The organism is Paracoccus suum (assembly GCF_003324675.1).
Lineage (GTDB): Bacteria > Pseudomonadota > Alphaproteobacteria > Rhodobacterales > Rhodobacteraceae > Paracoccus > Paracoccus suum.
This window is the reverse complement of record NZ_CP030918.1, coordinates 3,079,586-3,102,465: the sequence shown is the minus strand read 5'-3', so window position 1 is coordinate 3,102,465 and position 22,880 is coordinate 3,079,586. Positions and strand designations below refer to the sequence as shown.

Below are 22,880 nucleotides of genomic sequence, written 5' to 3'. Positions count from 1 at the left end.
CTTTGCGGGCGCACGAACGGGAGCGAGCCTTGATCTATTGTTGGTTCGACGCGATTGAGGAAGTCCACGACCGCCTTTCGAGCAACCTGCGCCACCGGGGCGTCGTCACGCTCCGCGAAGGCGAGCAACAGGGCGTACGCTCGTTCGTCCAGGTTAATCGTGACCCTGGCTGTCTTCGTTCGTCCCTTCGGTCGCGCCATGATGTGTGTTTAGTGCAGCAAAAAACGGTCAGCAAGTCGTATTCTTACGTCATGCGGCTATTGCGAAGGGAAGGCAACTGGTCGTTCCACTCCACCGGGAACGGCTCCATCACCCGCACCAGCGTCACCAATGGCCCCTGCTTCCCGTCCAGGATCGCCTCGACGATGTCGGGCGCGAGCAGTGTCAGACGCAGGACGCGGGTCATGTAAGAGGGCGCAATCCCCTCGCGCTCGGCCAATTCGGCGACCGTTGCGTACTCGCTAGACTCCAGCATCCGCTTCCAGCGAAACGCGCGGGCCAGTGCCTTGACGAGTGCGTCATCGGGGCGGCGCGGGGTGGACGCGCCTTCGGGCAACTGCATCTCCTTCCGCCCCCCACGCTTCACGAGGCGGAACGGGACATGGATGGTGACAGTATCGGGGACCGGGGTGGCGCGGGTCATGCGGCTGCTCCTATGTCGGCGGTGATTTCGCGCGCCAGCCCGGCCAGTCCGTCCATACGCAGCCGGACGTTCAGGCCTTCCGTGACGATCTCGACCCGCTCGACCAGCAGCGCCACGATGCGCGCCTGCTCGGCCGGGAACAGATCGTCCCACAGCGGGTCGAGCCGAATCAGCGCCGCGCGCGCGTCGGCCTCGGTGATCTCACCGTACTGCACCCGCGCCGCCTTCCATGTGCCCGCGACAATCTCAGGCTGGCGGAACACGGCGCGCAACTGCTCGATGACGGCCGCTTCGATCTCGCCGGCGGGCACGCGGCCGATGGGACACGACGCCGCGCCATGCTTCAGCACCGTCTGGCTGACGTAGTAGCGGTAGAGCCGCCCGGCCTTGCGCGTGTGGGTCGGCGAGAAGGCCGCGCCGTCGGGGCCGTAGAGCAACCCCTTCAGCAGCGCGGGCGTGTCGGCGCGCGTGCGCGCGGCGCGCTTCCGGGGGCTCTCCTGCAGGATGGCGTGAACCTTGTCCCACAGCTCGCGGTCGATGATGGCGTGGTGCTCGCCGGGATAGCTGTCGCCCTTGTGGACCGCCTCGCCGATGTAGGCGCGGTTGCTGAGCATCCGATAGATGTATTTCTTGTCGATCCGGTTGCCGCGGGGCGTCCGAAGTCCCCGCGTGCCGACCTCCCGCGCCAGTTCCGTGCAGGACCCGATCTCGAGGAAGCGGGCGAAGATCCAGCGCACATGCGCAGCGTGCTCTTCGTCGACCACCAGCTTCCGGTTCTCGACACGGTAGCCGAAAGGCGGCACCCCGCCCATCCATATGCCCTTCTTCCGGCTGGCGGCGACCTTGTCGCGGATCCGCTCGGCCGTGACCTCCCGCTCGAACTGGGCGAAGCTGAGCAGGATGTTCAGGGTCAACCGCCCCATCGACGTGGTCGTGTTGAAGGACTGCGTGACCGAGACGAACGTCACGCCATTGCGGTCGAACACCTCGACCAACTTGGCGAAGTCGGCCAGGGAGCGGCTGAGGCGGTCGATCTTGTAGACCACCACCACTTCGACCAGCCCGTCCTCGATGTCCTCCAGCAGCCGCTGCAGGCCGGGGCGATCCAGCGTGCCGCCGGAGATGCCGCCGTCGTCATACTGATCGCGGACGAGTACCCAGCCCTCAGACCGCTGGCTGGCTCGCCTTCCATACGTCGAGGGCATCCGCGCGCGGGCTCCGACGCACCCTGCACATTCCGATCCGACGACGGCGGCCCCGTACCGCCAAGCACCAGGCCACCGTCGTCTTCCACCCGAGCAGCCAACCAGAAGAGGAGACCACCCATGGCTGACCTGACTCTCGCCACCTCCGCCCGTGAGGCAATCCCCGATCTGCGACCCGTCGTCCGCGCCAACCGGGTGACGCTGGCGCTCGACCTCGGCACCATGACGGGCTGGGCGCTGCACGGCATCGACGGGCTGATCACCTCCGGCACGGCGTCCTTCCGCCCCGGCCGCTTCGACGGTGGCGGCATGCGGTATCTGCGGTTCACGAACTGGCTCACCGAGATCGACCGGCTGTCCGGGCCCGTCGCCGCCATCTGGTTCGAAGAGGTCCGCCGCCATGCCGCGACCGATGCCGCCCATGTCTATGGCGGGCTGATGGCCACGCTGACGGCATGGGCCGAATTGCGCGGCATTCCCTACGAGGGCGTTCCCGTCGGCACCATCAAGCGCCACGCCACCGGCAAGGGCAACGCGAACAAGGACGCCGTGATGGCGGCCGCCCGGGCGCGCGGCTTCAGCCCCGCCGACGACAATGAGGCCGACGCCATCGCGATCCTGCTCTGGGCGCTGGAGACCCGGGGAGGTGTGCAATGAGCGGCATGCGGTTCACGCCCAAGGGTTATGGCGGTCACCGCCGCAACCCCGACGAGGTCAAGCGCGACGGCTGGAAGGAACAGGGGTTGCTGGCCGTCGCCATAGACGACGACCGCCTGACCTGGCCGGAGCGCGAGCTGGTGCGCCAGCTCGGCGAGCGGCTCTACGGCAAGCGGGAACGGGAGGCGCGTCATGGGTGAGTGGACCACAGCGCAGGTGCAGGATCGGCTTGAACTTGCGGCGGGCGTGATGCGGCAGATGCCGGGCGTGATGCCGCAGGGCTTCTTCAACGCATGGCCCGAGTATTTCCACAGCTTCGCCGACAAGGTCGGTCAGGAGCCGCAGATGCGTCGCCCGAGGCCCAGCCCGCGACAGATCACGGAGGCCGAGGAGGCGATGCTCTGGCTGCGCTGGCTCGAGCCCGAGGATGGGCGCCTCGTCTGGGCCCGCGCCGACGGCATGGCGTGGAAGCCGATCTGCTGGCAGTTCGGCCTGTCGCGCACGGCCGCGACCAAGCGCTGGCAATACGGTCTGGCGGTGATCACTTGGCGGCTGAACGGTCGCGTGCCGTCGCCCCGGCGGTCACAGCAGTTCGTCATCGAAAACGCCAATCGGCTGTCAAGAAAAATCGTCCTCTGAGGAAATTTTCGGGTGTACATCGCAGGCCCTTACACATTTCGACGAGGCCGTTAGAAAACGAATATGCTCGGGAGAGGAGCGCGCAGGCAGAGGCCGCGCCGCTGGCTTCCGGGGTCCAGCGAAGGGTCCAGTGGGGGTCCAATGGGCTAACCCATTGAGTTCTTGGTTCCTTCCTGACGATATTCGTATGCTGGCGGGCGAAGCGCGACGCATCGCCAGCGACAGGGCCGATTTTTTGGGAAGCCACCCAGAAGCCAGCGCCGCCTGAACCCCATCGAAACATCGAAAAATCAAACCCTTGAAGCTGGACACCCCTGGTGGCCGCTGGACCCCGCGTGGAGTCTAGCCTGGCCCCCGGAGTCCGGAGCCGAGGGTATCCACCCTGATCCTGAAGGACCGGCCCGCAGATGACGCTGAGCTTTGCCCCGGATCGGATCGAGACCTGGCCGCTGTCGCGCCTGCAGCCCTACGCGAAGAACGCGAAGGTGCACGGGGCCGACCAGGTCGTGAAGATCGCCGCCAGCATGGCCGAGTTCGGCTGGACCGTGCCTTGCCTCGTCGGCGAGGACGGGGAGCTGATCGCAGGCCATGGGCGCGTTCTGGCCGCGACCCAACTGGGGCTGACCGAGGCACCGGTCATCGTGCTCGGCCATCTGACCGAGGCCCAGCGCCGGGCCTATCGGATCGCGGACAACAAGCTGACCGAACTCGGGACATGGGACGAGGCGCTGCTCTCGGCCGAGTTGAACGAGTTGCTGGCCGAAGACTTCGACCTGTCGCTGGTCGGGTTCTCGGACGGCGAACTCGACAAGCTACTGGCCTTCGTGCCGGAGGGGGACGGCGAGGAAGAGGGTGGCGCCGGGGGCTCCGTGCCGCCGGTCACCATCCCCGAGCCACCGCGCAACCCGGCTTCGCGGACGGGTGATCTCTGGATCCTCGGCGACCACCGGCTGCTGTGCGGCGACAGCACCAGCGCTGCCGAGGTGCGCCGCCTGATGAATGGCGAGCGGGCGATCCTGTTCGCAACGGACCCGCCGTATCTCGTCGACTACGATGGCTCGAACCATCCGACGCGGAACAAGGACTGGAGTCAGAGCTACGGCGTGACCTGGGACGATTCCTCGCAAGGCGCGGAACTCTACGACGGCTTCATTGCCGCCGCGGTGGCGGAAGCCATCGCCGAAGATGCCGCCTGGTATTGCTGGCACGCCTCCCGCCGCCAGGCGATGCTGGAAGCCTGCTGGGACAAGGCCGGCGCGTTCGTTCACCAGCAGATCATCTGGGTCAAGGACCGCGGTGTCCTGACCCGGTCCCATTACCTCTGGAAGCACGAGCCCTGCTTCATGGGCTGGCGCCGCCCGAACCGGCCGCCGAAGGTGGCCGAGGAAACCCTCGCATCGACGTGGGCGCTGCCCAGCTTCGCCAAGGACGACCGGCCCGACCATCCGACACCGAAGCCGCTCGATGCGTTCGGCATCCCGATGCGCCAGCATGTGGCCCGGGGCGGGCTCTGCTACGAGCCGTTCTCGGGTTCGGGTTCGCAGATCATGGCGGGCGAGGCGAACGGCCGACGCGTCTTCGCGATGGAGATCAGCCCGGCTTACGTCGATGTCGCCGTCGAACGCTGGCAGGCCGACACCGGGCGCGAGGCGATCCTCGACGGCGACGGCCGGATTTTCGCCGAGGTGAAGGCCGAGCGGCTGGGCGACAAGGCCGATGCAGCCGCCTGATGGCCGTCTACTACAACGATGCCGATCCCGCGATCTGCGCCTGGCTGCGGGAACTGATCGCGGCCGGGCTTCTGCCCGCGGGCCAAGTGGACGAAAGGTCCATCCTCGAGGTGGAGCCCACCGAGCTGCGCGGCTTCGCGCAATGTCATTTCTTCGCCGGCATCGGCGGCTGGCCATATGCGCTGCGACTCGCGGGCGTAGCGGACGATCTGTCCGTCTGGACCGGTTCGCCGCCCTGCCAGCCCTTCAGTCAGGCCGGGCAGCGCAAGGGACAGGACGATGACCGCCATCTCGCCCCGGCATTCCTGCGGCTCGTCGCAGCCTGCCGCCCGGAGCTCGTCTTCGGCGAGCAGGTCGCGAGCGCGGCAGTGCTCGGACCGGTTGGCAGAAAGTCTCGCGCGGCAGTTGAGGGCCCGACTGGCTGGGCGTGGTTCGACGCTCTGGCGGCTGACCTGGAAGCGGCATCTTACGCCGTCGCGGCGGCCGATCTGCCGGCTGCGGGCATCGGCGCGCCGCACATCCGCCAACGCCTGTTCTTCGGCGCCGTCGCCTTGGACGCAGTCACTCGCGGGTTGGGCGACGGCCTCGGCGAGGGATCACAAGGACGGATCGGAATGCCGGTCGGTGCCGATCAATGCGCTGCTCGGCCGACAGGTCTGGCTGGCGGGTTGGCCGACGGCGATGGCGGGCTCGCCCGCCACGAAGCGATACAACGCGGCCGGCAACACCGATGCGAGCCGCAGGACGCTGAAGCTGGTCGTCTGGTCGAAGTCACCGACCCCGCCGGGACCTGCGCGACGGACGGCGTCTGGCGAAATCCTGACTGGCTCTTCTGCCGGGATGGGCGCTGGCGACCGGTTGAGCCCGGAACATTCCCGCTGGCTGATGGGATATCCGGCCGCATGGGGCTGCTGCGGGGCTACGGCAATGCGATCGTGCCGCCGCTCGCGGCGGAGTTCGTGACGGCCTTTCTGGGATCCCTGCCGGAGGGGCTGCGATGAGACAATCCCGGACCATGTCGATGGTCGAGGCAGCGACGAATGTCGTGGTCGGCTACGTACTGGCCATCGCCACGCAGATCATCGTGTTCCCGTGGTTCGGCATCGAGACCGGGCTCGCGGAGCATCTGACCATCGGCCTCGCCTTCGTCGGTGTCTCGCTGGCGCGCGGCTACCTGCTGCGGCGACTGTTCGAGGCGATCCGGATCCGGAGTGCAGAATGAGACACCGCCGCCCGAGGGTGGACGGCGGCCTTCAGTCCGTTTCGGTGCGGAGCGTCAGTCGCGGATGGAGTAGACGCGGCCCCTTCCGTCGACCTTCTCGGAGGTGATGGTCAGGCCGAGCTTTTGCTTGAGCGCGCCGGCAAGCGCGCCCCTCACCGTGTGCGGCCGCCAGTCCAAGGCGGTGACGATCTCGTCGATGGTGGCGCCGCCCTCGGCGCGGAGCATCTCGATCAGCTTGGCCTGCTTCGTGCCCGTGCGCGGTGTGCGCGCCTTGGGCGCGGCGTCGGCCTCGCCGGGAGCGTCCTGCGCGGCTACGGCGCTCGGCGCCGCGTCGGCGCCCGCGGGCGCGCTGTCGCCGCCCTCCGGCTCGACGCCGATGGCGGCGCGCCCTGCGTCGGTGATGTGCAGGAGGATGGCACGGCCGTCCTCGTCGTTGCGCCAGATGCGGTTGAGCGCGGCGTCGGCCTTGGTCTCGCTGGCAATCGTCGTCTCGGCGATCAGTCCGCGCGAGAGCAGCGCGCCGACCACCTTGGCGGCGGCGCCTCCGCGGAGCGAGCCGGGGAGCGGCAGGACGTTGCGGTCCTCGCGCTGCGCGGCAGCGCTCAGGATCAGGGCTTGGGTGTCGGAAAGCTTGGTCATCGTCGTCTCCCGTATCGGGGCGCGCGGAATGCGGGCCCTTCTACGAGGTCGAGCCCGCCAGTCGGCGGGCGGGACCGGGAGCGGGTCGTCTCACTCGGCGTGTTCGCCTTCGCTGAAGGCCATGTCGGTGATCTCGCGCAGCTTGGCGCGGTAGTGGTTCAGGGTGCCGACATGGCCCCAGTTGATCTCGTCGGGGCTGGTCTCGAAGTGGTCGGCGCTGAGGGCGGCGAGCCGCTCCAGCATCGCGTCGATCTCCGTCTTCGCGGCGATGAAGGCGTCGAGGGCTTTGTTCGACCGCTCCCTCGAACCGGTGGCGGGAGCGGTCTCACTGTCGGTCGCGCGGCGGGTCATCGGGCTGGCTCCTTGGGTCGAGTTGCATCGTCCTTCTGGAGGCACGTTCCCTCTGTCCGCCGCGCTTATCAACTCGATAAGCACATGATCTTGAATGATAATCGGAGCCGTCGATGCGGGGCATGAGCGAGCGCCAGTACGCCGCCCATGTCGGGCTGTCGCGGGGCGCGATCCAGAAGGCGAAGACGGCCGAGCGGCTGGTCCTCTATCCCGACGGCAGCATCAACGCTGCCGCCAGCGACGCGCGGCGGGCGGACACCACCGACCCGTCCAAGACCCGCAAGCCGCCCGCGCCGAAGCTGAAGCCTGTCCCCGAGGCGGCGGTCGCCGCCGTCGGCGACACGCTCCGCGAACAGGGTCTGGCGGTCCCTGCGGTGGGTGGCGGGACGACCTTCCTGCAGGCCAAGACCGCGAACGAGGTGCTGAAGGCGCAGGAGCGGCGCATCCGGCTCCAGAAGCTGAAGGGGGAGTTGATCGAGCGGGCCCGCGCGCTGGCGCTGGTGTTCCGGCTGGCGCGGGAGGAACGGGACGCATGGGTGAACTGGCCCCCGCGCGCGGCGGCGCTGATGGCGGCCGAGCTTTCGGCCTCGTGCAGCGACGCGACGGGCCAGCAGATCGCCGTGGAGCCAGCCGCGATGCAGAAGGTGCTGGAGAAACATGTACGCGCCCACCTCGACGAACTCGCCGAGGTTCGGCCCGACTTCCGATGAGAGCGGCGATGGCCTGACGGACTTCGACGGCGCGGGCGAGATCCTGCGCGCCTGGGGCAACGGGCTCCGACCCGACCCGGACCTGACCGTCTCGGAATGGGCGGACCAGCACCGGATGCTCTCGGGCCGCGCCTCGGCCGAGCCCGGACGATATCGCACGGTGCGCACGCCCTACATGCGCGAGATCATGGACCGGCTGAGCCCCGGCGATCCCACGCAGCGGATCGTGTTCATGAAGGCGGCGCAGGTCGGCGCGACCGAGGCCGGGAACAACTGGATCGGGTTCGCCATCCACCAGGCGCCGGGGCCGATGCTCGCGGTCCAGCCGACGGTGGAACTGGCCAAGCGCAACTCGCGGCAGCGGATCGACCCGCTGATCGACGAAAGCCCCGAGTTGCGGGAGCGGGTGAAGCCCGCCAGGTCGCGCGACGCGGGCAACACCATGCTGTCCAAGGAGTTCGCGGGCGGCATCCTGATCATGACCGGCGCGAACTCGGCGGTCGGACTGCGGTCCACACCGGCGCGCTACATCTTCCTCGACGAGGTCGACGCGTATCCCGCCTCGGCCGATGAGGAAGGCGATCCGGTGACGCTGGCGGAAGCTCGGTCGCTGACCTTCGCCCATCGGCGCAAGGTGCTGCTGGTCTCGACGCCGACGATCCGGGGTCTGAGCCGGATCGAGCGGGAGTTCGAGGCCAGCGACCAGCGCCGGTATTTCGTGCCGTGCCCGCATTGCGGGGCGATGCAGTGGCTGAAGTTCGACCGGCTGCGCTGGCAGAAGGGCCGCCCGGAGACGGCGGAGTATCACTGCGAGGGCTGCGACGCGGCAATCGCGGAACACCACAAGACGGCAATGCTGGAGGGGGGCGAATGGCGGGCGACCGCGACGGCCGCCGATCCGACAACGGTCGGGTATCACCTCTCGGCGCTCTATTCGCCGATCGGCTGGCTGAGCTGGGAGCGGATCGTGCGGGCATGGGACGCGGCACAGGGGTCGGACGAGGCGATCAAGGCGTTCCGCAACACCATTCTCGGCGAGACATGGGTCGAGACCGGCGAAGCCCCGGACTGGCAGCGGCTCTATGATCGTCGCGAGGCGTGGAAGCCGGGCACCGTCCCTGCGGGCGGGCTGTTCCTGACGGCCGGGGCCGATGTCCAGAAGGACCGCATCGAGGTCGATGTCTGGGCCTGGGGCCGCGGTCTGGAAAGCTGGCTGGTCGATCACCTCGTGATCGAGGGCGGGCCCGGCGATCCCGCCTGCTGGCAGGAGCTGACCGACCTGCTCGGGCGGACATGGGAACACGCCTCCGGCCAGCCGATGACGCTGGCGCGGCTCGCGATCGACTCGGGCTTCGAGACCAGCGCCGTCTATGCCTGGGCGCGCAAGGTCGGCTTCGCGCAGGTGGCGCCGGTGAAAGGCGTCGAGGGCTTCGCCCGGACGAGCCCGGTGACGGGGCCAAGCTATGTCGATGCGACCGTTGCGGGCAAGCGGCTCCGGCGCGGGGCGCGGCTCTGGACCGTCGCCACCTCGACCTTCAAGGCCGAGACCTACCGCTTCCTGCGGCAGGAGCGGCCGACGGCAGAGGAACGGGCCGAGGGCGCGGTCTTTCCGGCCGGCACGATCCACCTGCCGGACTGGGCGGCCAGCGAATGGCTGAAGCAGCTGACCGCCGAGCAGCTGGTGACGGTCCGCACGAGGCGCGGCTTCTCCAGGCTCGAATGGCAGAAGCTGCGCGAGCGCAACGAGGCGCTCGACACCCGCGTCTACGCCCGTGCCGCCGCATGGATCCTCGGGGCGGATCGCTGGCCGGAGGCACGCTGGGCCGATCTGGAAGCGCAGCTGGGCGTGTCGGCCGCGGATGCGACAATTGCGGACAGCCCGCTGGCGAGGCCGGCCGCGCCTCGACGAAGCCCGCAACGCCGGACCGTGCACTCCAGTTACATGAGGTGATCCATGGCCACGGCCGCAGAACTCCGTGCCCGCCGCGAGGCACTGGCCGTGCAGCGCGCCTCGGGCGTGGCGCGGGTCAGCTACGACGGCAAGACGGTGGACTATCGCAGCGTCGCCGAGATCGACCGGGCCATCGAGGCGCTGGACCGCGAGATCGCGGCGGCCGAGGGGCGCCGCATCGTGCGGCAGGTGCGCGTGACGACGGTGAAGGGGCTCTGACTCCATGGGCCTCTTCGACCGCTTTCGCCGCCCATCGCCGGGCAGCGCTGGACCAGCGGCGGTGCGCGCCCGCCTCGAGGGCGCCATGGCGAAGCGCCGCCTGCGCGGCTGGAACCCGCCGCTCGAGAACATCAACGCGCTGGTCGCCTCCGGCGGCCCGCGGCTGCTGGCGCGTTCGCGCGAACTGGTGGTCACCAACGGTTACGCGGCGAATGCCTGCGAGGCGTTTGCGTCAAACCTCGTCGGAGACGGCATCAAGCCATCCTCGCTGATCGAGGATGCGGCGGTTCGCGACTACGTTCAGCGGCTCTGGCTCGCCTGGACCGACGAGGCCGATGCCGACGGGCTGACCGACTTCTACGGCCTGCAGGCCATGGTGGCGCGCGAGATGTTCGTGGCGGGCGAATGCTTCGTCCGCCTGCGCCCGCGCCGGGCCGAGGACGGGCTCATGGTCCCGCTGCAACTGCAGCTGCTGCAGTCGGAGATGCTGCCCTTCGAGAAGACGGAGGTGCTGCCATCGGGCAGCCGTATCCGCTGCGGGATCGAGTTCGACAGCATCGGCCGCCGCGTGGCCTATCACTTCCGCCGCCGTCACCCGGGCGACAGCACCGATCAGGGCGGCCGGGTCATCGGCGACGTGATCCCGGAGACGGTGCGCGTACCCGCCGCGGATGTGCTGCACATCTATCGGCCCATCGACGCCGGCCAGATCCGGGGGCTGCCGCATGTCGCACCGGCGATGGTGCGGCTGTTCCTGCTCGACCAGTATGACGACGCCGAGCTGGACCGGAAGAAGACCGCGGCGATGTTCGCGGGCTTCATCACCAAGACCGCCCCGGAAGAGCCGATGCTGGGCGAGGTCGAAGCGGACCTCAATGGCGCGGCCATCGCCAGCCTCGAGCCCGGGACGATGCAGGTGCTGCTGCCAGGCGAGGACGTGAAGTTCTCCGCGCCCGCCGACGTGGGCGGCGGCTACGAGGCGTTCCAGTACCGGACGCTGCTCGCGGTCTCCGCCTCGCTGGGGCTGCCGTATCACCTGGTCACCGGGGATGTCCGGCAGGCGAACTATTCGAGCCTCAGGGCGGAGCTGGTCGAGTTCCGGCGCCGCATCGGCCAGCTGCAGCATGGCGTGATCGTGCACCAGCTCTGCCGGGCGGTCTGGCGGCGATGGCTGGAGGCGGCCGCGCTCTCCGGCGCGCTCGGTCTCGACGATCCCGCGGCGGCGCGGCCGGTGCAGTGGATCCCGCCGCGCTGGGACTGGGTCGATCCGCTGAAGGACATCCAGGCACAGGTGCTGGCGATGGGGGCGGGCATCACCTCGCGCCGCAAGGTGGTCGAGGCCACCGGCTACGACATCGAGGAAGTGGACCGCGAGAACGCGGCCGATGCGGCACGCGCCGCGGCGCTCGGTCTCAGCTACCGCACCGGCTCCGGCGAGACGCAGGGGGCACGGGCGACGCCCGCGACGCAGCCGGATCCCGGTGATGGGGCCCGCGAGCATGAGCACGGCGACGCCGCTGCGACCGAGTCCGCCACCGAACAGGAGTGAGAGCATGGCAAGCTGGTATGCGATCCGCGCCCGGGCCACCGGCGCGGAAGTGGCGATCTATGACGAGATCGGGGCCTGCGGGGTCTCGGCCAAGGGGTTCCTTGCGGAACTCGGCGCGCTGCCCGAGGGCACGCCCATCGATCTGCGGCTCAACAGCCCCGGCGGCTCGGTCTTCGACGCCGTGGCGATCCACAACGCGCTGAAGCGGCATGCGGGCACGGTCACCGTCTGGATCGACGGCGTCGCCGCCTCGGCGGCCTCCTATGTCGCCATGGCGGGCGACGAGATCGTCATGCCGGAAAATGCCTTCCTGATGATCCACGACCCCGCCGGCCTCGTGATGGGCACGGCCGCCGACATGCGGGCCATGGCCGAGGCGCTGGACAAGGTGGGTGGCAGCCTCGCTGCCGGCTATGCCGCCAAATCCGGCCGCTCGATCGACGAGATTGCGGCGCTGATGGCCGCCGAGACCTGGCTGGATGCGCGCGAGGCGCTGGCGCTCGGCTTTGCCGACCGGCTTGCCGAACCGGTGCGGATCGCTGCGCGCTTCGATTTCGCGCGCTTCCGCAACGCGCCGCCGGCGCTGGCGGAAGCGGTCGCGGCTGCAACCGACAGCGGCGGCGACGACGGTGACGACAACGACGGCGCCGGCGCCGATGCCGACGAGGCCACAGGCGCGGCCGCGGAGAGCGATGAGGCTTCTGGCGCCGGCGAAGACGAGATCGCCGGGACGAACGCCCAACACCCGCCGGCCGAGACGCCACCGTCCGGCGGCGCACCGCCCGATCCCGCGGCGATCCGCGCCGAGGCCATCACGCACGCCCGCGCCGTCGTCGATCTCTGCCGGCTGGCCGGACAGCCGCAGATGGCCGGGCGTTTTCTGGAAAGCGATGCGGACCTCGATCACGTCCGCGCCGCACTGCTCGCAGCGAAAGCCGAGGCTGAGCCCGAGATTGCCGGCCATCACGCGCAACCGGGGCGCCCAACGGGAACCCGCCCCTGGGGCGAGATCGTCGCCCGCACCTTCAGGCTGAAAGGATGACCCATGACCACGCTCACCGAGACCACGCACGCGGGCGGCTTCCTCGTCTGGGAGGCGTTCCGCGACTACACCCGCGAGACCATCACGGTTGCAACCGGCACGCTCGAGCCCGGCACCGTGCTGGGCAGGATCACCGCCTCCGGCAAATACGCCGCCCACGATCCCGCGGCCGTCGACGGCACCGAGACCGCCGGCGCGGTGCTCTGGGGCAAGGCCGACGCGTCGGGCGGCGATACGCTCGCCGTCGCCGTGGTCCGCGGACCCGCGATCGTCAACCGCCACGATCTCGTCTTCGCCGGCACGCCCAGCGAGGCCGAGATCGCCGCCGCCCACGCTGCCCTTCTGGGCGCAGGCATCCTCGTCCGCTGAGCCCGACCCCCGCAGGAGGCATTCCCATGGCCACCATGGACATCTTCGAAGGCGATGCCTTCACCATCATCGAACTGACCCGTGCGCTGGAAAACATCCCCTTCAGGCCCGCGATCCTGTCCGGCGCCGGCCTGTTCTCGCCGCGGGGGGTGCGGTCCCGCACCGTCGTGATCGAGAGCCGCGACGGCACGCTGTCGCTGATCCCGTTCTCCGAACGCGGCTCGGCCTACGAGAGCCAGGTGCCCGAGCGGCGCGAGATGCGCGCCTTCGTGTGCCGCCAGTTCAAGAAGCAGGACGTGCTCTGGGCCTCGGAAATCCAGGGCATCCGCGACTTCGGCTCGGAAACTGCGGCCCAGCAGGTGCAGAGCGAGGTCGCGCGCAAGCTCGGCCGCCTGCGCCAGGATGCCGAGGCCACCTTCGAGTACCACCTGCTGAACGGCATTCAGGGCATCGTGAAGGACCCGAAGGACGGCGCGACCGTGGTCAGCTACTTCACCGAGTTCGGCATCACGCCCGCCGCCGAGATCGACTTCGACCTCGACAATGCCTCGCCCGCCTCGGGTGCGCTCCGGAAGCGCTGCCAGGCGCTGATCGAAGACGTCGAGGCGTCGATGGGCGGCCTGGCTGCAGGCGCGATCCAGGTGCGGGCGGAATGCGGCTCGGCCTTCTTCGCCGATCTGGTGGCGCACAAGGAGGTGCGCGAGACCTACCTCAACACCGCCGCGGCGGCCGATCTGCGCGGCCGGGTGGCCGACGAGGTCAGCTTCGGCGGCATCACCTTCCGGCGCTACCGGGGTGGCGCGGGCTTCGGCGTGCCGACCGACAGAGCCTTCTTCTATCCCGAAGGCGTCGAGGGGCTCTTCGAGATCTATCACGCTCCCGCCGACACCTTCGAGACGGTGAACACGCTGGGTCTGCCGCTCTACGCCCGCACCATCCCGGACCGGGACCGCGACGAATGGGTCAGGCTCGAGATCGAGAGCAATCCGCTGCCGATCTGCACGCGGCCGCAGGTGCTGCGCTCGGCGCGGCGGACCTGATGTCCGCCTTTGCCGCCGCCGTCGACACGCTCTTCGCGGATCCGAACATCGGCCGGGATGCTGTCTATATCGCCGACGGCGGCGCGCCCGTTCTGGTGCGCGCCGTCGCCCGGCGTGCCGATGCGGTCACCGAGTTCGGTGACGCGCGGCTCTGGTCGGAAACCACGCGGATCGATCTGCGCGTTTCCGAAGTGGCGAACCCGCGCCCCGGCGACCGCATCGAGATCGACGGCGAGGCTTTCCTCGTCCAGGGCGAGCCCCTCCGCGACCGTGAGCGGCTCGTCTGGACAGTCGAACTGAGGCCTGCATGAAACTCGGCGTCGACATCGTCGGCGATATCGCCCGGATCATGGAGGCGGAAACGCTGGCCGGGGAGAAGGCGGTGACCGCCGCAATGCGCGAGGCCAGCACAGGGCTGAAGACCGCCTGGCGCGCCCAGATCACCGGCGCGGGGCTGGGGGCGCGGCTCGCCCGCACCATCCGGTCCGAGCAGTTCCCGAAAGGCCGGGCCAGCCTGAACGCCGCCGCGCTGGTCTGGTCGAAGGCCCCGGTCATCGTCGGCGCTCACGACACGGGGCCGCTGATCCGCTCGAAGGACGGTTTCTGGCTGGCGATCCCCGCGGCCGCGGCCGGCAAGTCCCTCCGCGGCGGCCGGATCACCCCCGGCGAATGGGAGCGCCGCACCGGATTGCGCCTGCGCTTCGTCTATCGGCGCAGGGGCCCGAGCCTGCTGGTTGCCGAGGGGCGGCTGAACACCAAGGGTCGCGCGGTGGCGTCGCGCTCGAAGACCGGCCGGGGGCTCACCACCGTGCCGGTCTTCCTGCTTGTCCCGCAGGTCAGGCTGAAGAAGCGGCTGGACCTCGCGCGGGACGCGGAGCAGGCGCGCGATGCGGTGCCGGGACTGATCGTGGCGAACTGGGTGGAGGGGCGCGTTTGAGAGAGTTGATCAGTCAGTCCATCAGCCGCAGCATCCCTTGCCTGCCTGGATCGGAGGACAGGGGACGGTGCCCCAAGAGCAATAGACACAGCAATCGCCGGGCTTCGGCTTCAGCAGCTTACCGCAACCCGCGCACTCATAGAACCACTGGCATGCCTCTGTCGGCATGGTCTCGCTTTTCGAGTAACCGCAGTCCGGACACGCGATGGTACTGATGAGAATCGGTTGTTGATCGGTCATTGCATTGCTTCTGGCGAGGGGTTCCGCTCGATTTCCCAACATAGCTTGCTTATCTTTCGGGCAGAAGACGCGGCACCGCCTTGAGGTACACCAGCACGCCCAACAGTTCGACGAGTGACTGAAACACGATGACCACGATGGCCAGCCGCCACTCCGGCGGCAGGGCCAGCGCCAGCGGCAGCACGACGAAGGAATTGCGTGTGCCAAGGCTGAACACCAGCGCGCGTCCTGATCGCGCCGGGAGATCTAGCGCCCGTGTTATCGCAAGTCCTGCGAACAGGGCGAGCACGAGGAAGCCGACGAACACGCCCGTCACCTGCGGCAAGACCGGAAGGGAGGCGGTCACCGATTGCACCTGGCTTGCTGCGATCAGAAAGACGACCAGCGCAAGCAGCGGTACCGGGAACCAGGCAAGACGCTCGATCAGCGCGTCCCGGCCGGATCGGGCCTCGGCCCATCGCTCGAGGGCCCATGCCGCCACCAGCGGCGCCACGATCAGCGTCAGGAAAACGGTCACGATGGGTCCGACCGCGAAGATCTCCAGGAAGGCCGTGCCCATGAACAACCACAGGTAGACGGGCAGCAATGCCATCTGCACGATCAGGTTCACCGGCGTGGCGGCGATCGCACGGCCGGCATCGCCCCCCGCCAGATGAGTGAAGGTGATGTACCAGTCCGTGCAGGGGACGAGCAGCACGAGGAGAACACCCAGCCGGACCGCCGGATCCTGGGGCAGGAACAACAGCAGCCCCGCCACAATCAGCGGAACGATCACGAAGTTGCCCGCGAGCATCGCCCCCATGAAGCGCCGGTCGCGGAACGCCTCCGGCAGATGGATCAGCGGCACCTGCGTGAAGGTCACGAAAATCAGGATGCCGAGAAGCGGCCAGAGCGCCGCCTCGAGATGTGCGGCGGCCCCCGGCAGCACCAGACCCAAGCCCAGCCCTGCCAGGATGGCGGCAAGATAGATCCAGACCTGTTGCCGCTCAAGATCGAGGCGCGTCATTCAGAAATCCTGTCGGTTCGCATCGGTTGAACCGTCGGGCGGGTCGCGAATACGGAGAGATGAAGGTGTTGTCGTGATGATCGGCGATCCTGCGAGACAGTACAACAGCTTGGCTGGCTCGGCGGGGTCAGAACGTAAGAGGGATTGGAATGCCTACCGCCCGCGAGACCATCCTCGCCGCACTGCATGTGCGGCTCTCGGCGTTGCCCCCCACCGCCCTGCGCGGCGAGGTGCTGCCCGAGCGCGTCCCGGCCGAAGGGCTGCTGATCCTGCGCGACGGTGATCCCGGCGAGCCCGAGGTGACGCTGTCGCCCCTGCGCTACCACTACCAGCACCGGGCCGAGATCGAGGCGGTCGTACAAGGCGCCGATCGTGACGCCACCTTCGACGCCCTCTGCGCCAGCATCGGCACGGCGCTCGCAGCCGACCGCACACTCGGCGGCCTCTGCGACTGGGTCGAGGCCGAAGCCCCGCAGGCGGTCGATCTGCCGGTCGATGGCGCGGCCAGCCTGAAGGCGGCCGTCATCCCGGTGGTGCTGCACTATTCGACGGCCGACCAACTGGCCTGACCCAACCGACAACAGGAGACGAACATGGCACGCGCGCAAGGGGCGCGGGCGCGGATGGCGCTCGCGTTCGAGACGACCTACGGCACGCCGCCGGCCAGCGGTTTCACCCGGATGCCCTTCGCCAGCACGACGCTCGGGGCGGAGCAGCCGCTGCTGAACTCGGAATTGCTCGGCTACGGTCGCGATCCGCTGGCGCCGATCAAAGACGCGGTCACGGCCGACGGCGACGTCGTGGTGCCGATCGACGCCGAGGCCTTCGGCTTCTGGCTGAAGGCGGCCTTCGGTGCGCCGACCACCACCGGAAGCTCGCCCGGTCCATATACCCATACCTTCCAGTCCGGCAGCTGGGCGCTGCCCAGCCTGGCGATCGAGACCGCCATGCCCGAGGTGCCGCGCTATGCGATGTATTCCGGCGTGGTGCTGGACCAGCTCAGCTGGCAGATGCAGCGCTCGGGATTGCTCACCGCCACCGCGCGGCTGGTAGCGCAAGGCGAGACGGTCGCCACGACCAGCGGCGCGGGAACGCCGGCCGAGATCGATCTGACCCGTTTCGGTCACTTCAACGGCTCGATCAAACGCGACGGCAGCGCGCTCGGCAACGTGATCTCGACCGAGATCACCTATGCCAACAATCTCGACCGGATCGAGACCATCCGCGCGGACGGCATGATCGACGGCGCCGATCCCTCGATCGCCGCGCTCACCGGTCGCACCGAGGTGCGCTTCGCCGACAGCACGCTCGTCAGCCAGGCGATCAGCGGCACGCCCTGCGAGCTGGAGTTCTCCTGGACGCTCATTTCCGGCGAGAGCCTCACCCTCACCGTCCACGCCGTCTATCTGCCGCGCCCGCGCATCGAGATCGGCGGGCCGCAGGGCATTCAGGCCAGCTTCGACTGGCAGGCCGCACGCGACGCCACGCTGGGACGGATGTGCACCGTCACTCTCATCAACGACATCGAGGAATACTGACCATGATCCGTCTCGATCTTTCCAGCGAGCCGAAATGGCTCGACCTCGGCCATGGCCTGCGTCTGCACGTCCTGCCCATCACCACCGCGATCATGGTCGCCGCCCGCAACGATCCGGCAGTGGAAGCACTCCCCGAAGAGGCAAGCAGGGAGGAACAGGCACTGGTGATGGCGAAGGCCGTCGCTCGCCGCGTGGTCACCGGCTGGGAGGGCGTCGGTGATGCAAGCGGCAGTCCCGTCCCCGTCAGCCCCGAAGGCATCGACGCGCTTCTCGACATCTGGCCCATCTTCGAGGCCTTCCAAACCCGCTGCCTCGCACCGCATCTGATGCTGGAGCAGGAAAAAAACGCCTCCGCGCCCTCGCAGACTGGCACTTCGGCGGGGGCGACGCCTATTGCAAAGCCTGCGAGCCCTGCGAGGGCGGCGGGGCCTCGTGCCCGGACTGCCCGGCGCGCCTGAACCGGCCGCAAACCCTCGAAGGCTGGCAGGTCTGGGATCTGGCGCAGCGCCTGACCGGACAGCTTCGCATCGCGACCGGGGTGGGCGGCGCCACGGTGCTCGGCTGGGACATGACGGCGGCGCTCGCCGTGGCGCGGGCGCTCGGGGTCGATCCGCTGATCGCTGCCGAATGCCTGCCCGAGATCGAGGCCGTGATGGTCCGCAAGCTCAACGAACAGAGGGCGTCAGGCGACCGGTCCTCGCCGGGGCCGGAGCGATGAACCGGGCCCACAAGCCTCGTTCCCTTCGTCAGGAACACTGATCCATGGCTCAGAAGAAGGTCTCCGTCCGCCTCGTCGCCGAGGGCGGAAGGCAGGTGAAGGCCGAGTTCCAGGGCGTGGGCGATGCCGGCGAGGCGAGCTTCAGGCGCATCGAGCGGCAGGCCGACGTCACCGGCGCGGTGCTGCGCCGCCTGGCAGGGATCGTCGCCGGGGCACTGTCGGTTCGGCAGATCGTGGCCTATGCCGACAGCTGGACCGATCTGCGCTCGCGTGTCGATCTCGCCACCGGCTCGCAGGAGCGCGGGGCGGCGGTGATGGAGCGCCTCGCCGCCATGGCGCGGCGGACCTATTCCGGGATCGAGCAGACGACCGAGTCCTGGCTGGCCAACGCCACCGCACTGCGCGAACTCGGCCTTTCCACCCGCGAGAGCCTCGATTTCACCGAGGCGCTGAACAACGCCATGGTGGTCTCGGGCGCCAAGGGCGAGCGTGCCGTCTCGGTGCAGACCGCGCTGGCCCGCGCCATGGCTTTGGGGCAGCTTTCGGGCGACAACCTCAACACCGTGATCGCGCAGGGTGGCCGCGTCGCGCAGCTGCTCGCGGCGGACCTCGGCACCACCGTCACCGGGTTGCGCCAGGCGGGCGCCGAGGGCCGCATCACCGGCGCGGTGATCCAGACCGCCCTGATCGGCAATCTCGAGCGGCTGCGCGAGGAAGCCGATGGTATGCCCGCCACCATCGGCGACGCCTTCACCCTGATCGGCAACGCCGCGATGCTGCTGGTCGGGACGTGGGATCAGGTGTTCGGGGCCTCGTCGCTGGTCGCCACGGCGCTGATCGCGGTCGCCGACAACATGGAACGCCTCGCCGCCATCGGCATCGCCTTCGCCGGCTTCATGGCCGGGCGCTGGGTCGCGGCTTTCCTCGCTGCCCGTGTAGCCACGCTGACGCTTTCCGGCGCATTGACCGTGCTGCGCGGCGCCATCGTGCGCACCGGCATCGGCGCCCTGATCGTGCTCGCGGGCGAACTGATCTACCAGCTGATGACTGTCGTGCAGAAGGTCGGCGGGCTGGGCGAGGCCTTCCGCCTCGTCGCCGATCTGGCGGCGGAGGCATGGAACCGCATGGGGCTGCGACTCGACGCGGTGATGGCTAGCATCAGCGCCGCCTGGGAGGGGCTGAAGGCGACGATCTTCACCCTGCTCGACGACACCTTGACCGGGGTGGTCAGTTTCGGTGACCGCACCATCGCGGTGTTTCAGGGCGCCTATGACGGCGCGGTGGCGATCTGGGGGAGCCTGCCCGGCGCCATCGGCGACTTCGCCTTCCAGGCCGCGAACGGGTTGATCTCCGGGGTCGAGGCGATGCTGAACGGCGTCGTCACCCGGATCAACAGTTTCATCGGCGGGCTCAATGCCGCGTTGGAGCTGCTGCCCGACTGGGCGGTCGGCGACGGCGGGGTGCGGATCGGCACGCTCGACCCGGTGGCGCTGGGGCGGGTCGCGAATCCCTTCGAGGGGGCTGCGACGGCGGCCGGCACCGCTGCGGCCGATGCCTTCAACGCCGCCATGGGCAAGACCTATGTCACCGCTCCCGACACCGGCCTGGGGGCCATGGCCGAGGCCGCGCGCGGACGTGCCGAGGGCTACCGCGAAGCGGCCGGCATGCTGGCCGATGCCGCGTCGCGGCCGATGGCCAGCTGGCAGGCGCTGAAGGATGCGGTGACCGGCGTTGACGATGATGCCGGGGGTGCGCTCGATGATGCGGCGGGCGGCGCCCTCGAGTTGGGCCATGCGTTGGACGGCGCCACCGGTGCCGCGGGTCGCGCCGGCGCCGCCGGGCGCCAGGCCGGGGCGGAAGCGGCTGCGGGGGCGGAAACGGCCGTCACCGGCTGGGCCGCCGTCAGCGCCACGCTTGCCGATTACGCCGCCAAGGCGCGCGACATCGGCGGCGATATCGGCACTGCGCTGGTCGGAGCATTTCAGGGCGCCGAGAACGCCATCGGCGAGTTCGTGAAGACCGGCAAGCTGAGCTTCCGCGACCTTGTCACCTCGCTGATCGCCGATCTGGCGAAGCTCGCGGCGCGGCGCTTCATCCTCGGACCGATCGCCAATGCGCTCTCCGGCGCGCTCGGCGGCGCTGAGGGCATTTTTGCCGACGTCCTGCATGCCGGCGGGGTGGTCGGCGCACCGGGCCCCGGCCGCATGGTCCCGACGCTGGCCTTCGCCGGGGCGCCGCGCATGCACAATGGCGGTTGGGCAGGCCTCAGGCCCGACGAGGTTCCGGCAATCCTGCAGCGCGGCGAGCGCGTGCTCTCCCGTCGTGAGGCCGCCGGTTACGGCGGCGCAAGCGCGCCTACGGTCAATGTCACGATCAACGCGCGGGATGCCGAGAGCTTCCGCCAATCCCGCACACAGATCGCGGCCGATATCGCCCGCGCAGTTTCGCTCGGGCGAAGGGGCATGTGAGCCCGACGCCGCAGACAGGACTGCGCGGCACGTATCTCGGAGAGGATTGATGGCGTTTCACGAGGTCCGGTTTCCGGATGACATCAGCCGCGGTGCGCGCGGCGGACCGGAGCGGCGCACCCAAATCGTCGAGCTGGCCTCGGGCGACGAGGAGCGCAACGCCAGCTGGGCGAACTCCCGCCGACGCTACGATGTCGCCTACGGCATCCGCCGTGCTGACGATCTGGCGGCGGTCGTCGCCTTCTTCGAAGCCCGCAACGGGCGGCTTCATGGCTTCCGCTTCAAGGACTGGGCAGATCACAAATCCTGCCTGCCGTCCGCCACGCCGGGGCCGACGGACCAGGCGATCGGCACCGGCGACGGCATCACCACTGCGTTCCAGCTGGTGAAGCGCTACGCCTCAGGCAGTCAGACATGGGTGCGTGCGATCACCAAGCCGGTCGCCGGCACGGTCCGGATCGCCCTCGATGGCGCAGAGCAGCTCGGCGGCTGGTCCGTCGACACGACCACCGGCGTGGTGACCTTCGCCACTGCGCCAGCCGAGGGCGTCGCCATCACCGCGGGCTTCGCCTTCGACGTGCCGGTCCGCTTCGACACCGATGCGCTTGATGTAACGCTCGACCTCGAGCGGCTCGGCTCGATCACCTCCATTCCGCTGCTGGAACTGCGCCGATGAAGACCCTCGACCCCTCACTGCAGGCCCATCTCGACGACGGCACGACGACGCTCGCCTGGTGCTGGCGCATCAGCCGCGCCGACGCCGTCACCTTCGGCTTCACCGACCACGACCGGACGCTCGCCTTCGATGGGACCGGTTTCGAGCCCGAGAGCGGATTGACGGCCTCCGAGGTCCGCTCGGGCTCGGACCTGTCGGTCGATGCGCAGGACGCCGAGGGCGTGCTGACCTCCGACCGGATCACCGAGACCGACATCCTCGACGGCCGCTGGGACAACGCCGAGGTCGAGGTCTGGCGGGCGAACTGGGCCGACACCAGCCAGCGCGTGCTGATGCGCCGCGGGGCCATCGGCCAGATCCGGCGCGGCCGGCTGGCCTTCGTCGCGGAGGTCCGATCGCTCGCCCATGTGCTGGGCCAGACGGTCGGGCGGACCTTCCAGGCGAGCTGCGACGCCGCGCTCGGAGATGCGCGCTGCGAGGTCGATCTGGAGGATCCCGCCTTCAAGGGCACTGGTAGCGTCATCGATCTGCTGCGCGACCGGGCCTTCACCGCCTCGGGGCTCGGCGGGTTCGCCTCCGGCTGGTTCACCTTCGGCACGCTGGACTGGACGAACGGTGCGAACGCGGGGCGGCGCACCGAGGTGCTGGGCCATGAGGTGACCGACGGCGTGGCGATCCTGACCCTGCTGGAGGCGCCGGTGCGGTCCATCGCCGAGGACGACGGCTTCACCATCCGTGCGGGCTGCGACAAGCGCATGGAGACCTGCGGCGCCAAGTTCGCGAACACCCCCAACTTCCGCGGCTTCCCGCACATCCCCGGCCAGGACGCCGTGCTGCGCTATGCCACCAAGGATGGCGGACACGAGGGAGGCGTGCTGTGACGCAACCTCTCGCATCAGCCGACCCCGCGCGCGTCATCACCATCGCACGCTCCTGGCTGGGCACACCCTACCACGACCAGGCCAGCTTGCGCGGAGTCGGCTGCGATTGCCTCGGGCTGGCGCGGGGCGTCTGGCGCGAGGTCGTCGGCCCCGAGCCGTTCCCGATCCCTGCCTACAGCCGCGACTGGGGCGAGACCGGTCCGCGCGAGGTGCTGGCCGAGGGCGCGCGGCGCATGATGATCGAGGTGGACCCGGCGGAGGCCGGTCCCGGAACGCTGGTCCTCTTCCGCATGAAGCCGCGTGCCATCGCGAAGCATGTCGGGATCCTCACCGGGCCCGACACCTTCCTTCACGCCTATGAACGGCTCGGCGTGATCGAGGAGCCGCTCACCCCGTCATGGCGGCGGCGCATCGCCTTCGCCTTCCTGTTCCCGCAACGCTGAGACCCCG

At 69.3% G+C, this 22,880-nt stretch carries 29 protein-coding genes; 23 read left to right on the top strand and 6 right to left on the bottom strand.

Annotated elements, in window-relative coordinates; all coding sequences use genetic code 11:
• Positions 1 to 244: 244 nt before the first annotated feature.
• Positions 245 to 643 (bottom strand): hypothetical protein, encoded by a 399-nt coding sequence (locus tag DRW48_RS15085; RefSeq protein WP_043130187.1) that lies wholly within the window; start codon positions 641 to 643, stop codon positions 245 to 247.
• Positions 640 to 1,848, bottom strand: a complete 1,209-nt coding sequence (locus DRW48_RS15080; protein ID WP_241963299.1) for a recombinase family protein — start codon at positions 1,846 to 1,848, stop codon at positions 640 to 642. Before DRW48_RS15080 ends, DRW48_RS15085 begins: the two co-directional genes overlap by 4 nt.
• Before the next feature lie 120 nt (positions 1,849 to 1,968).
• On the opposite strand from DRW48_RS15080, the gene DRW48_RS15075 reads away from it, so the two are divergent.
• The 6 genes from DRW48_RS15075 to DRW48_RS15050 all read left to right on the top strand — a co-directional run bounded on the left by DRW48_RS15075 (position 1,969) and on the right by DRW48_RS15050 (position 6,096).
• Positions 1,969 to 2,505, top strand: coding sequence for a crossover junction endodeoxyribonuclease RuvC (locus DRW48_RS15075; protein WP_085378396.1), 537 nt, complete (start codon positions 1,969 to 1,971; stop codon positions 2,503 to 2,505).
• The gene (locus DRW48_RS15070) at positions 2,502 to 2,705 is read left to right on the top strand and encodes a hypothetical protein (RefSeq protein WP_081969308.1); all 204 of its coding nucleotides are present in this window, start codon (positions 2,502 to 2,504) and stop codon (positions 2,703 to 2,705) included. The genes DRW48_RS15075 and DRW48_RS15070 overlap by 4 nt, the downstream gene beginning before the upstream one ends.
• The gene (locus DRW48_RS15065) at positions 2,698 to 3,144 is read left to right on the top strand and encodes a DUF6362 family protein (protein WP_043130224.1); all 447 of its coding nucleotides are present in this window, start codon (positions 2,698 to 2,700) and stop codon (positions 3,142 to 3,144) included. The genes DRW48_RS15070 and DRW48_RS15065 overlap by 8 nt, the downstream gene beginning before the upstream one ends.
• 407 nt (positions 3,145 to 3,551) lie before the next feature.
• Positions 3,552 to 4,874 carry a site-specific DNA-methyltransferase gene (locus DRW48_RS15060; protein WP_114077113.1) on the top strand — a complete coding sequence of 441 codons (1,323 nt, stop codon included), beginning with the start codon at positions 3,552 to 3,554 and terminating at the stop codon, positions 4,872 to 4,874.
• Entirely contained in the window at positions 4,874 to 5,875 is a 1,002-nt protein-coding gene (locus DRW48_RS15055) for a DNA cytosine methyltransferase (protein ID WP_114077112.1), read from the top strand. The genes DRW48_RS15060 and DRW48_RS15055 overlap by 1 nt, the downstream gene beginning before the upstream one ends.
• Complete coding sequence (locus DRW48_RS15050) at positions 5,872 to 6,096, top strand: DUF7220 family protein (RefSeq protein WP_036706590.1); 225 nt, start codon at positions 5,872 to 5,874, stop codon at positions 6,094 to 6,096. Before DRW48_RS15055 ends, DRW48_RS15050 begins: the two co-directional genes overlap by 4 nt.
• Before the next feature lie 54 nt (positions 6,097 to 6,150).
• Here DRW48_RS15050 and DRW48_RS15045 read toward each other — a convergent pair whose 3' ends face one another.
• Both DRW48_RS15045 and DRW48_RS15040 read right to left on the bottom strand, forming a co-directional pair.
• The gene (locus DRW48_RS15045; RefSeq protein ID WP_036706587.1) at positions 6,151 to 6,735 is read right to left on the bottom strand and encodes a DUF3489 domain-containing protein; all 585 of its coding nucleotides are present in this window, start codon (positions 6,733 to 6,735) and stop codon (positions 6,151 to 6,153) included.
• 90 nt (positions 6,736 to 6,825) lie between these two features.
• Positions 6,826 to 7,086, bottom strand: a complete 261-nt coding sequence (locus tag DRW48_RS15040; RefSeq protein ID WP_036706585.1) for a hypothetical protein — start codon at positions 7,084 to 7,086, stop codon at positions 6,826 to 6,828.
• A 113-nt stretch (positions 7,087 to 7,199) separates the two neighbouring features.
• Here DRW48_RS15040 and DRW48_RS15035 point away from each other — a divergent pair, with 113 nt between their 5' ends.
• From DRW48_RS15035 to DRW48_RS14995, 9 genes are read left to right on the top strand one after another with little or no spacing between them, the layout of a single operon-like run.
• Entirely contained in the window at positions 7,200 to 7,796 is a 597-nt protein-coding gene (locus DRW48_RS15035) for a hypothetical protein (protein WP_114077111.1), read from the top strand.
• Positions 7,744 to 9,747 (top strand): phage terminase large subunit family protein, encoded by a 2,004-nt coding sequence (locus DRW48_RS15030; protein ID WP_114077110.1) that lies wholly within the window; start codon positions 7,744 to 7,746, stop codon positions 9,745 to 9,747. Before DRW48_RS15035 ends, DRW48_RS15030 begins: the two co-directional genes overlap by 53 nt.
• A 3-nt stretch (positions 9,748 to 9,750) precedes the next feature.
• Positions 9,751 to 9,966, top strand: coding sequence for a phage head-tail joining protein (locus DRW48_RS15025; protein ID WP_114077109.1), 216 nt, complete (start codon positions 9,751 to 9,753; stop codon positions 9,964 to 9,966).
• Positions 9,967 to 9,970: 4 nt separating this feature from the next.
• Positions 9,971 to 11,515 carry a phage portal protein gene (locus DRW48_RS15020; protein WP_114077108.1) on the top strand — a complete coding sequence of 515 codons (1,545 nt, stop codon included), beginning with the start codon at positions 9,971 to 9,973 and terminating at the stop codon, positions 11,513 to 11,515.
• 4 nt (positions 11,516 to 11,519) lie between these two features.
• Complete coding sequence (locus tag DRW48_RS15015) at positions 11,520 to 12,557, top strand: head maturation protease, ClpP-related (protein WP_162784797.1); 1,038 nt, start codon at positions 11,520 to 11,522, stop codon at positions 12,555 to 12,557.
• A 3-nt stretch (positions 12,558 to 12,560) separates the two neighbouring features.
• Complete coding sequence (locus DRW48_RS15010) at positions 12,561 to 12,926, top strand: head decoration protein (RefSeq protein ID WP_043130236.1); 366 nt, start codon at positions 12,561 to 12,563, stop codon at positions 12,924 to 12,926.
• A 26-nt stretch (positions 12,927 to 12,952) separates the two neighbouring features.
• Positions 12,953 to 13,966, top strand: coding sequence for a major capsid protein (locus DRW48_RS15005; protein ID WP_043130239.1), 1,014 nt, complete (start codon positions 12,953 to 12,955; stop codon positions 13,964 to 13,966).
• On the top strand, positions 13,966 to 14,277 hold the full coding sequence (locus DRW48_RS15000; RefSeq protein ID WP_043130242.1) for a head-tail joining protein: 312 nt from the start codon (positions 13,966 to 13,968) through the stop codon (positions 14,275 to 14,277). The genes DRW48_RS15005 and DRW48_RS15000 overlap by 1 nt, the downstream gene beginning before the upstream one ends.
• Positions 14,274 to 14,903 (top strand): DUF6441 family protein, encoded by a 630-nt coding sequence (locus DRW48_RS14995; RefSeq protein ID WP_043130244.1) that lies wholly within the window; start codon positions 14,274 to 14,276, stop codon positions 14,901 to 14,903. The genes DRW48_RS15000 and DRW48_RS14995 overlap by 4 nt, the downstream gene beginning before the upstream one ends.
• Positions 14,904 to 14,924: 21 nt before the next feature.
• On the opposite strand, the gene DRW48_RS16450 is transcribed toward DRW48_RS14995, so the two are convergent.
• Together DRW48_RS16450 and DRW48_RS14985 are read right to left on the bottom strand one after the other, a co-directional pair.
• Complete coding sequence (locus DRW48_RS16450) at positions 14,925 to 15,071, bottom strand: GDCCVxC domain-containing (seleno)protein (protein WP_479684911.1); 147 nt, start codon at positions 15,069 to 15,071, stop codon at positions 14,925 to 14,927.
• Positions 15,072 to 15,192: 121 nt separating this feature from the next.
• Complete coding sequence (locus DRW48_RS14985) at positions 15,193 to 16,149, bottom strand: arsenic resistance protein (protein ID WP_043130246.1); 957 nt, start codon at positions 16,147 to 16,149, stop codon at positions 15,193 to 15,195.
• Positions 16,150 to 16,298: 149 nt separating this feature from the next.
• Between DRW48_RS14985 and DRW48_RS14980 the strand changes: the two genes are divergently transcribed.
• The 8 genes from DRW48_RS14980 (at position 16,299) to DRW48_RS14945 (ending at position 22,873) form a co-directional block, all read left to right on the top strand.
• Positions 16,299 to 16,718, top strand: a complete 420-nt coding sequence (locus DRW48_RS14980) for a hypothetical protein (RefSeq protein WP_043130248.1) — start codon at positions 16,299 to 16,301, stop codon at positions 16,716 to 16,718.
• Positions 16,719 to 16,742: 24 nt separating this feature from the next.
• Entirely contained in the window at positions 16,743 to 17,687 is a 945-nt protein-coding gene (locus DRW48_RS14975) for a phage tail tube protein (RefSeq protein ID WP_043130250.1), read from the top strand.
• A gap of 2 nt (positions 17,688 to 17,689) precedes the next feature.
• Complete coding sequence (locus DRW48_RS14970; protein ID WP_036705417.1) at positions 17,690 to 18,145, top strand: hypothetical protein; 456 nt, start codon at positions 17,690 to 17,692, stop codon at positions 18,143 to 18,145.
• A 95-nt stretch (positions 18,146 to 18,240) separates the two neighbouring features.
• Entirely contained in the window at positions 18,241 to 18,405 is a 165-nt protein-coding gene (locus DRW48_RS14965) for a DUF7697 family protein (RefSeq protein ID WP_338418423.1), read from the top strand.
• A 44-nt stretch (positions 18,406 to 18,449) separates the two neighbouring features.
• Positions 18,450 to 20,873, top strand: a complete 2,424-nt coding sequence (locus DRW48_RS14960) for a tape measure protein (protein WP_085378399.1) — start codon at positions 18,450 to 18,452, stop codon at positions 20,871 to 20,873.
• 49 nt (positions 20,874 to 20,922) lie between these two features.
• Positions 20,923 to 21,549, top strand: coding sequence for a DUF2460 domain-containing protein (locus tag DRW48_RS14955; RefSeq protein ID WP_036706580.1), 627 nt, complete (start codon positions 20,923 to 20,925; stop codon positions 21,547 to 21,549).
• Positions 21,546 to 22,430 (top strand): DUF2163 domain-containing protein, encoded by an 885-nt coding sequence (locus tag DRW48_RS14950; protein WP_043130256.1) that lies wholly within the window; start codon positions 21,546 to 21,548, stop codon positions 22,428 to 22,430. Before DRW48_RS14955 ends, DRW48_RS14950 begins: the two co-directional genes overlap by 4 nt.
• A complete protein-coding gene (locus DRW48_RS14945) occupies positions 22,427 to 22,873 on the top strand; it encodes an NlpC/P60 family protein (RefSeq protein ID WP_043130258.1) in 447 nt (148 codons plus the stop codon). Before DRW48_RS14950 ends, DRW48_RS14945 begins: the two co-directional genes overlap by 4 nt.
• The last annotated feature ends 7 nt before the right edge of the window (positions 22,874 to 22,880 follow it).

Excerpts from the sequence above, each read along its gene's own strand:
- DRW48_RS15085 (WP_043130187.1), bottom strand. The coding sequence starts at position 643 with ATGACCCGCGCCACCCCGGTCCCCGATACTGTCACCATCCATGTCCCG.
- DRW48_RS15080 (WP_241963299.1), bottom strand. The coding sequence starts at position 1,848 with ATGCCCTCGACGTATGGAAGGCGAGCCAGCCAGCGGTCTGAGGGCTGG.
- DRW48_RS15075 (WP_085378396.1), top strand. The coding sequence starts at position 1,969 with ATGGCTGACCTGACTCTCGCCACCTCCGCCCGTGAGGCAATCCCCGAT.
- DRW48_RS15070 (WP_081969308.1), top strand. The coding sequence starts at position 2,502 with ATGAGCGGCATGCGGTTCACGCCCAAGGGTTATGGCGGTCACCGCCGC.
- DRW48_RS15065 (WP_043130224.1), top strand. The coding sequence starts at position 2,698 with ATGGGTGAGTGGACCACAGCGCAGGTGCAGGATCGGCTTGAACTTGCG.
- DRW48_RS15060 (WP_114077113.1), top strand. The coding sequence starts at position 3,552 with ATGACGCTGAGCTTTGCCCCGGATCGGATCGAGACCTGGCCGCTGTCG.
- DRW48_RS15055 (WP_114077112.1), top strand. The coding sequence starts at position 4,874 with ATGGCCGTCTACTACAACGATGCCGATCCCGCGATCTGCGCCTGGCTG.
- DRW48_RS15050 (WP_036706590.1), top strand. The coding sequence starts at position 5,872 with ATGAGACAATCCCGGACCATGTCGATGGTCGAGGCAGCGACGAATGTC.
- DRW48_RS15045 (WP_036706587.1), bottom strand. The coding sequence starts at position 6,735 with ATGACCAAGCTTTCCGACACCCAAGCCCTGATCCTGAGCGCTGCCGCG.
- DRW48_RS15040 (WP_036706585.1), bottom strand. The coding sequence starts at position 7,086 with ATGACCCGCCGCGCGACCGACAGTGAGACCGCTCCCGCCACCGGTTCG.
- DRW48_RS15035 (WP_114077111.1), top strand. The coding sequence starts at position 7,200 with ATGCGGGGCATGAGCGAGCGCCAGTACGCCGCCCATGTCGGGCTGTCG.
- DRW48_RS15030 (WP_114077110.1), top strand. The coding sequence starts at position 7,744 with ATGTACGCGCCCACCTCGACGAACTCGCCGAGGTTCGGCCCGACTTCC.
- DRW48_RS15025 (WP_114077109.1), top strand. The coding sequence starts at position 9,751 with ATGGCCACGGCCGCAGAACTCCGTGCCCGCCGCGAGGCACTGGCCGTG.
- DRW48_RS15020 (WP_114077108.1), top strand. The coding sequence starts at position 9,971 with ATGGGCCTCTTCGACCGCTTTCGCCGCCCATCGCCGGGCAGCGCTGGA.
- DRW48_RS15015 (WP_162784797.1), top strand. The coding sequence starts at position 11,520 with ATGGCAAGCTGGTATGCGATCCGCGCCCGGGCCACCGGCGCGGAAGTG.
- DRW48_RS15010 (WP_043130236.1), top strand. The coding sequence starts at position 12,561 with ATGACCACGCTCACCGAGACCACGCACGCGGGCGGCTTCCTCGTCTGG.
- DRW48_RS15005 (WP_043130239.1), top strand. The coding sequence starts at position 12,953 with ATGGCCACCATGGACATCTTCGAAGGCGATGCCTTCACCATCATCGAA.
- DRW48_RS15000 (WP_043130242.1), top strand. The coding sequence starts at position 13,966 with ATGTCCGCCTTTGCCGCCGCCGTCGACACGCTCTTCGCGGATCCGAAC.
- DRW48_RS14995 (WP_043130244.1), top strand. The coding sequence starts at position 14,274 with ATGAAACTCGGCGTCGACATCGTCGGCGATATCGCCCGGATCATGGAG.
- DRW48_RS16450 (WP_479684911.1), bottom strand. The coding sequence starts at position 15,071 with ATGCCGACAGAGGCATGCCAGTGGTTCTATGAGTGCGCGGGTTGCGGT.
- DRW48_RS14985 (WP_043130246.1), bottom strand. The coding sequence starts at position 16,149 with ATGACGCGCCTCGATCTTGAGCGGCAACAGGTCTGGATCTATCTTGCC.
- DRW48_RS14980 (WP_043130248.1), top strand. The coding sequence starts at position 16,299 with ATGCCTACCGCCCGCGAGACCATCCTCGCCGCACTGCATGTGCGGCTC.
- DRW48_RS14975 (WP_043130250.1), top strand. The coding sequence starts at position 16,743 with ATGGCACGCGCGCAAGGGGCGCGGGCGCGGATGGCGCTCGCGTTCGAG.
- DRW48_RS14970 (WP_036705417.1), top strand. The coding sequence starts at position 17,690 with ATGATCCGTCTCGATCTTTCCAGCGAGCCGAAATGGCTCGACCTCGGC.
- DRW48_RS14960 (WP_085378399.1), top strand. The coding sequence starts at position 18,450 with ATGGCTCAGAAGAAGGTCTCCGTCCGCCTCGTCGCCGAGGGCGGAAGG.
- DRW48_RS14955 (WP_036706580.1), top strand. The coding sequence starts at position 20,923 with ATGGCGTTTCACGAGGTCCGGTTTCCGGATGACATCAGCCGCGGTGCG.
- DRW48_RS14950 (WP_043130256.1), top strand. The coding sequence starts at position 21,546 with ATGAAGACCCTCGACCCCTCACTGCAGGCCCATCTCGACGACGGCACG.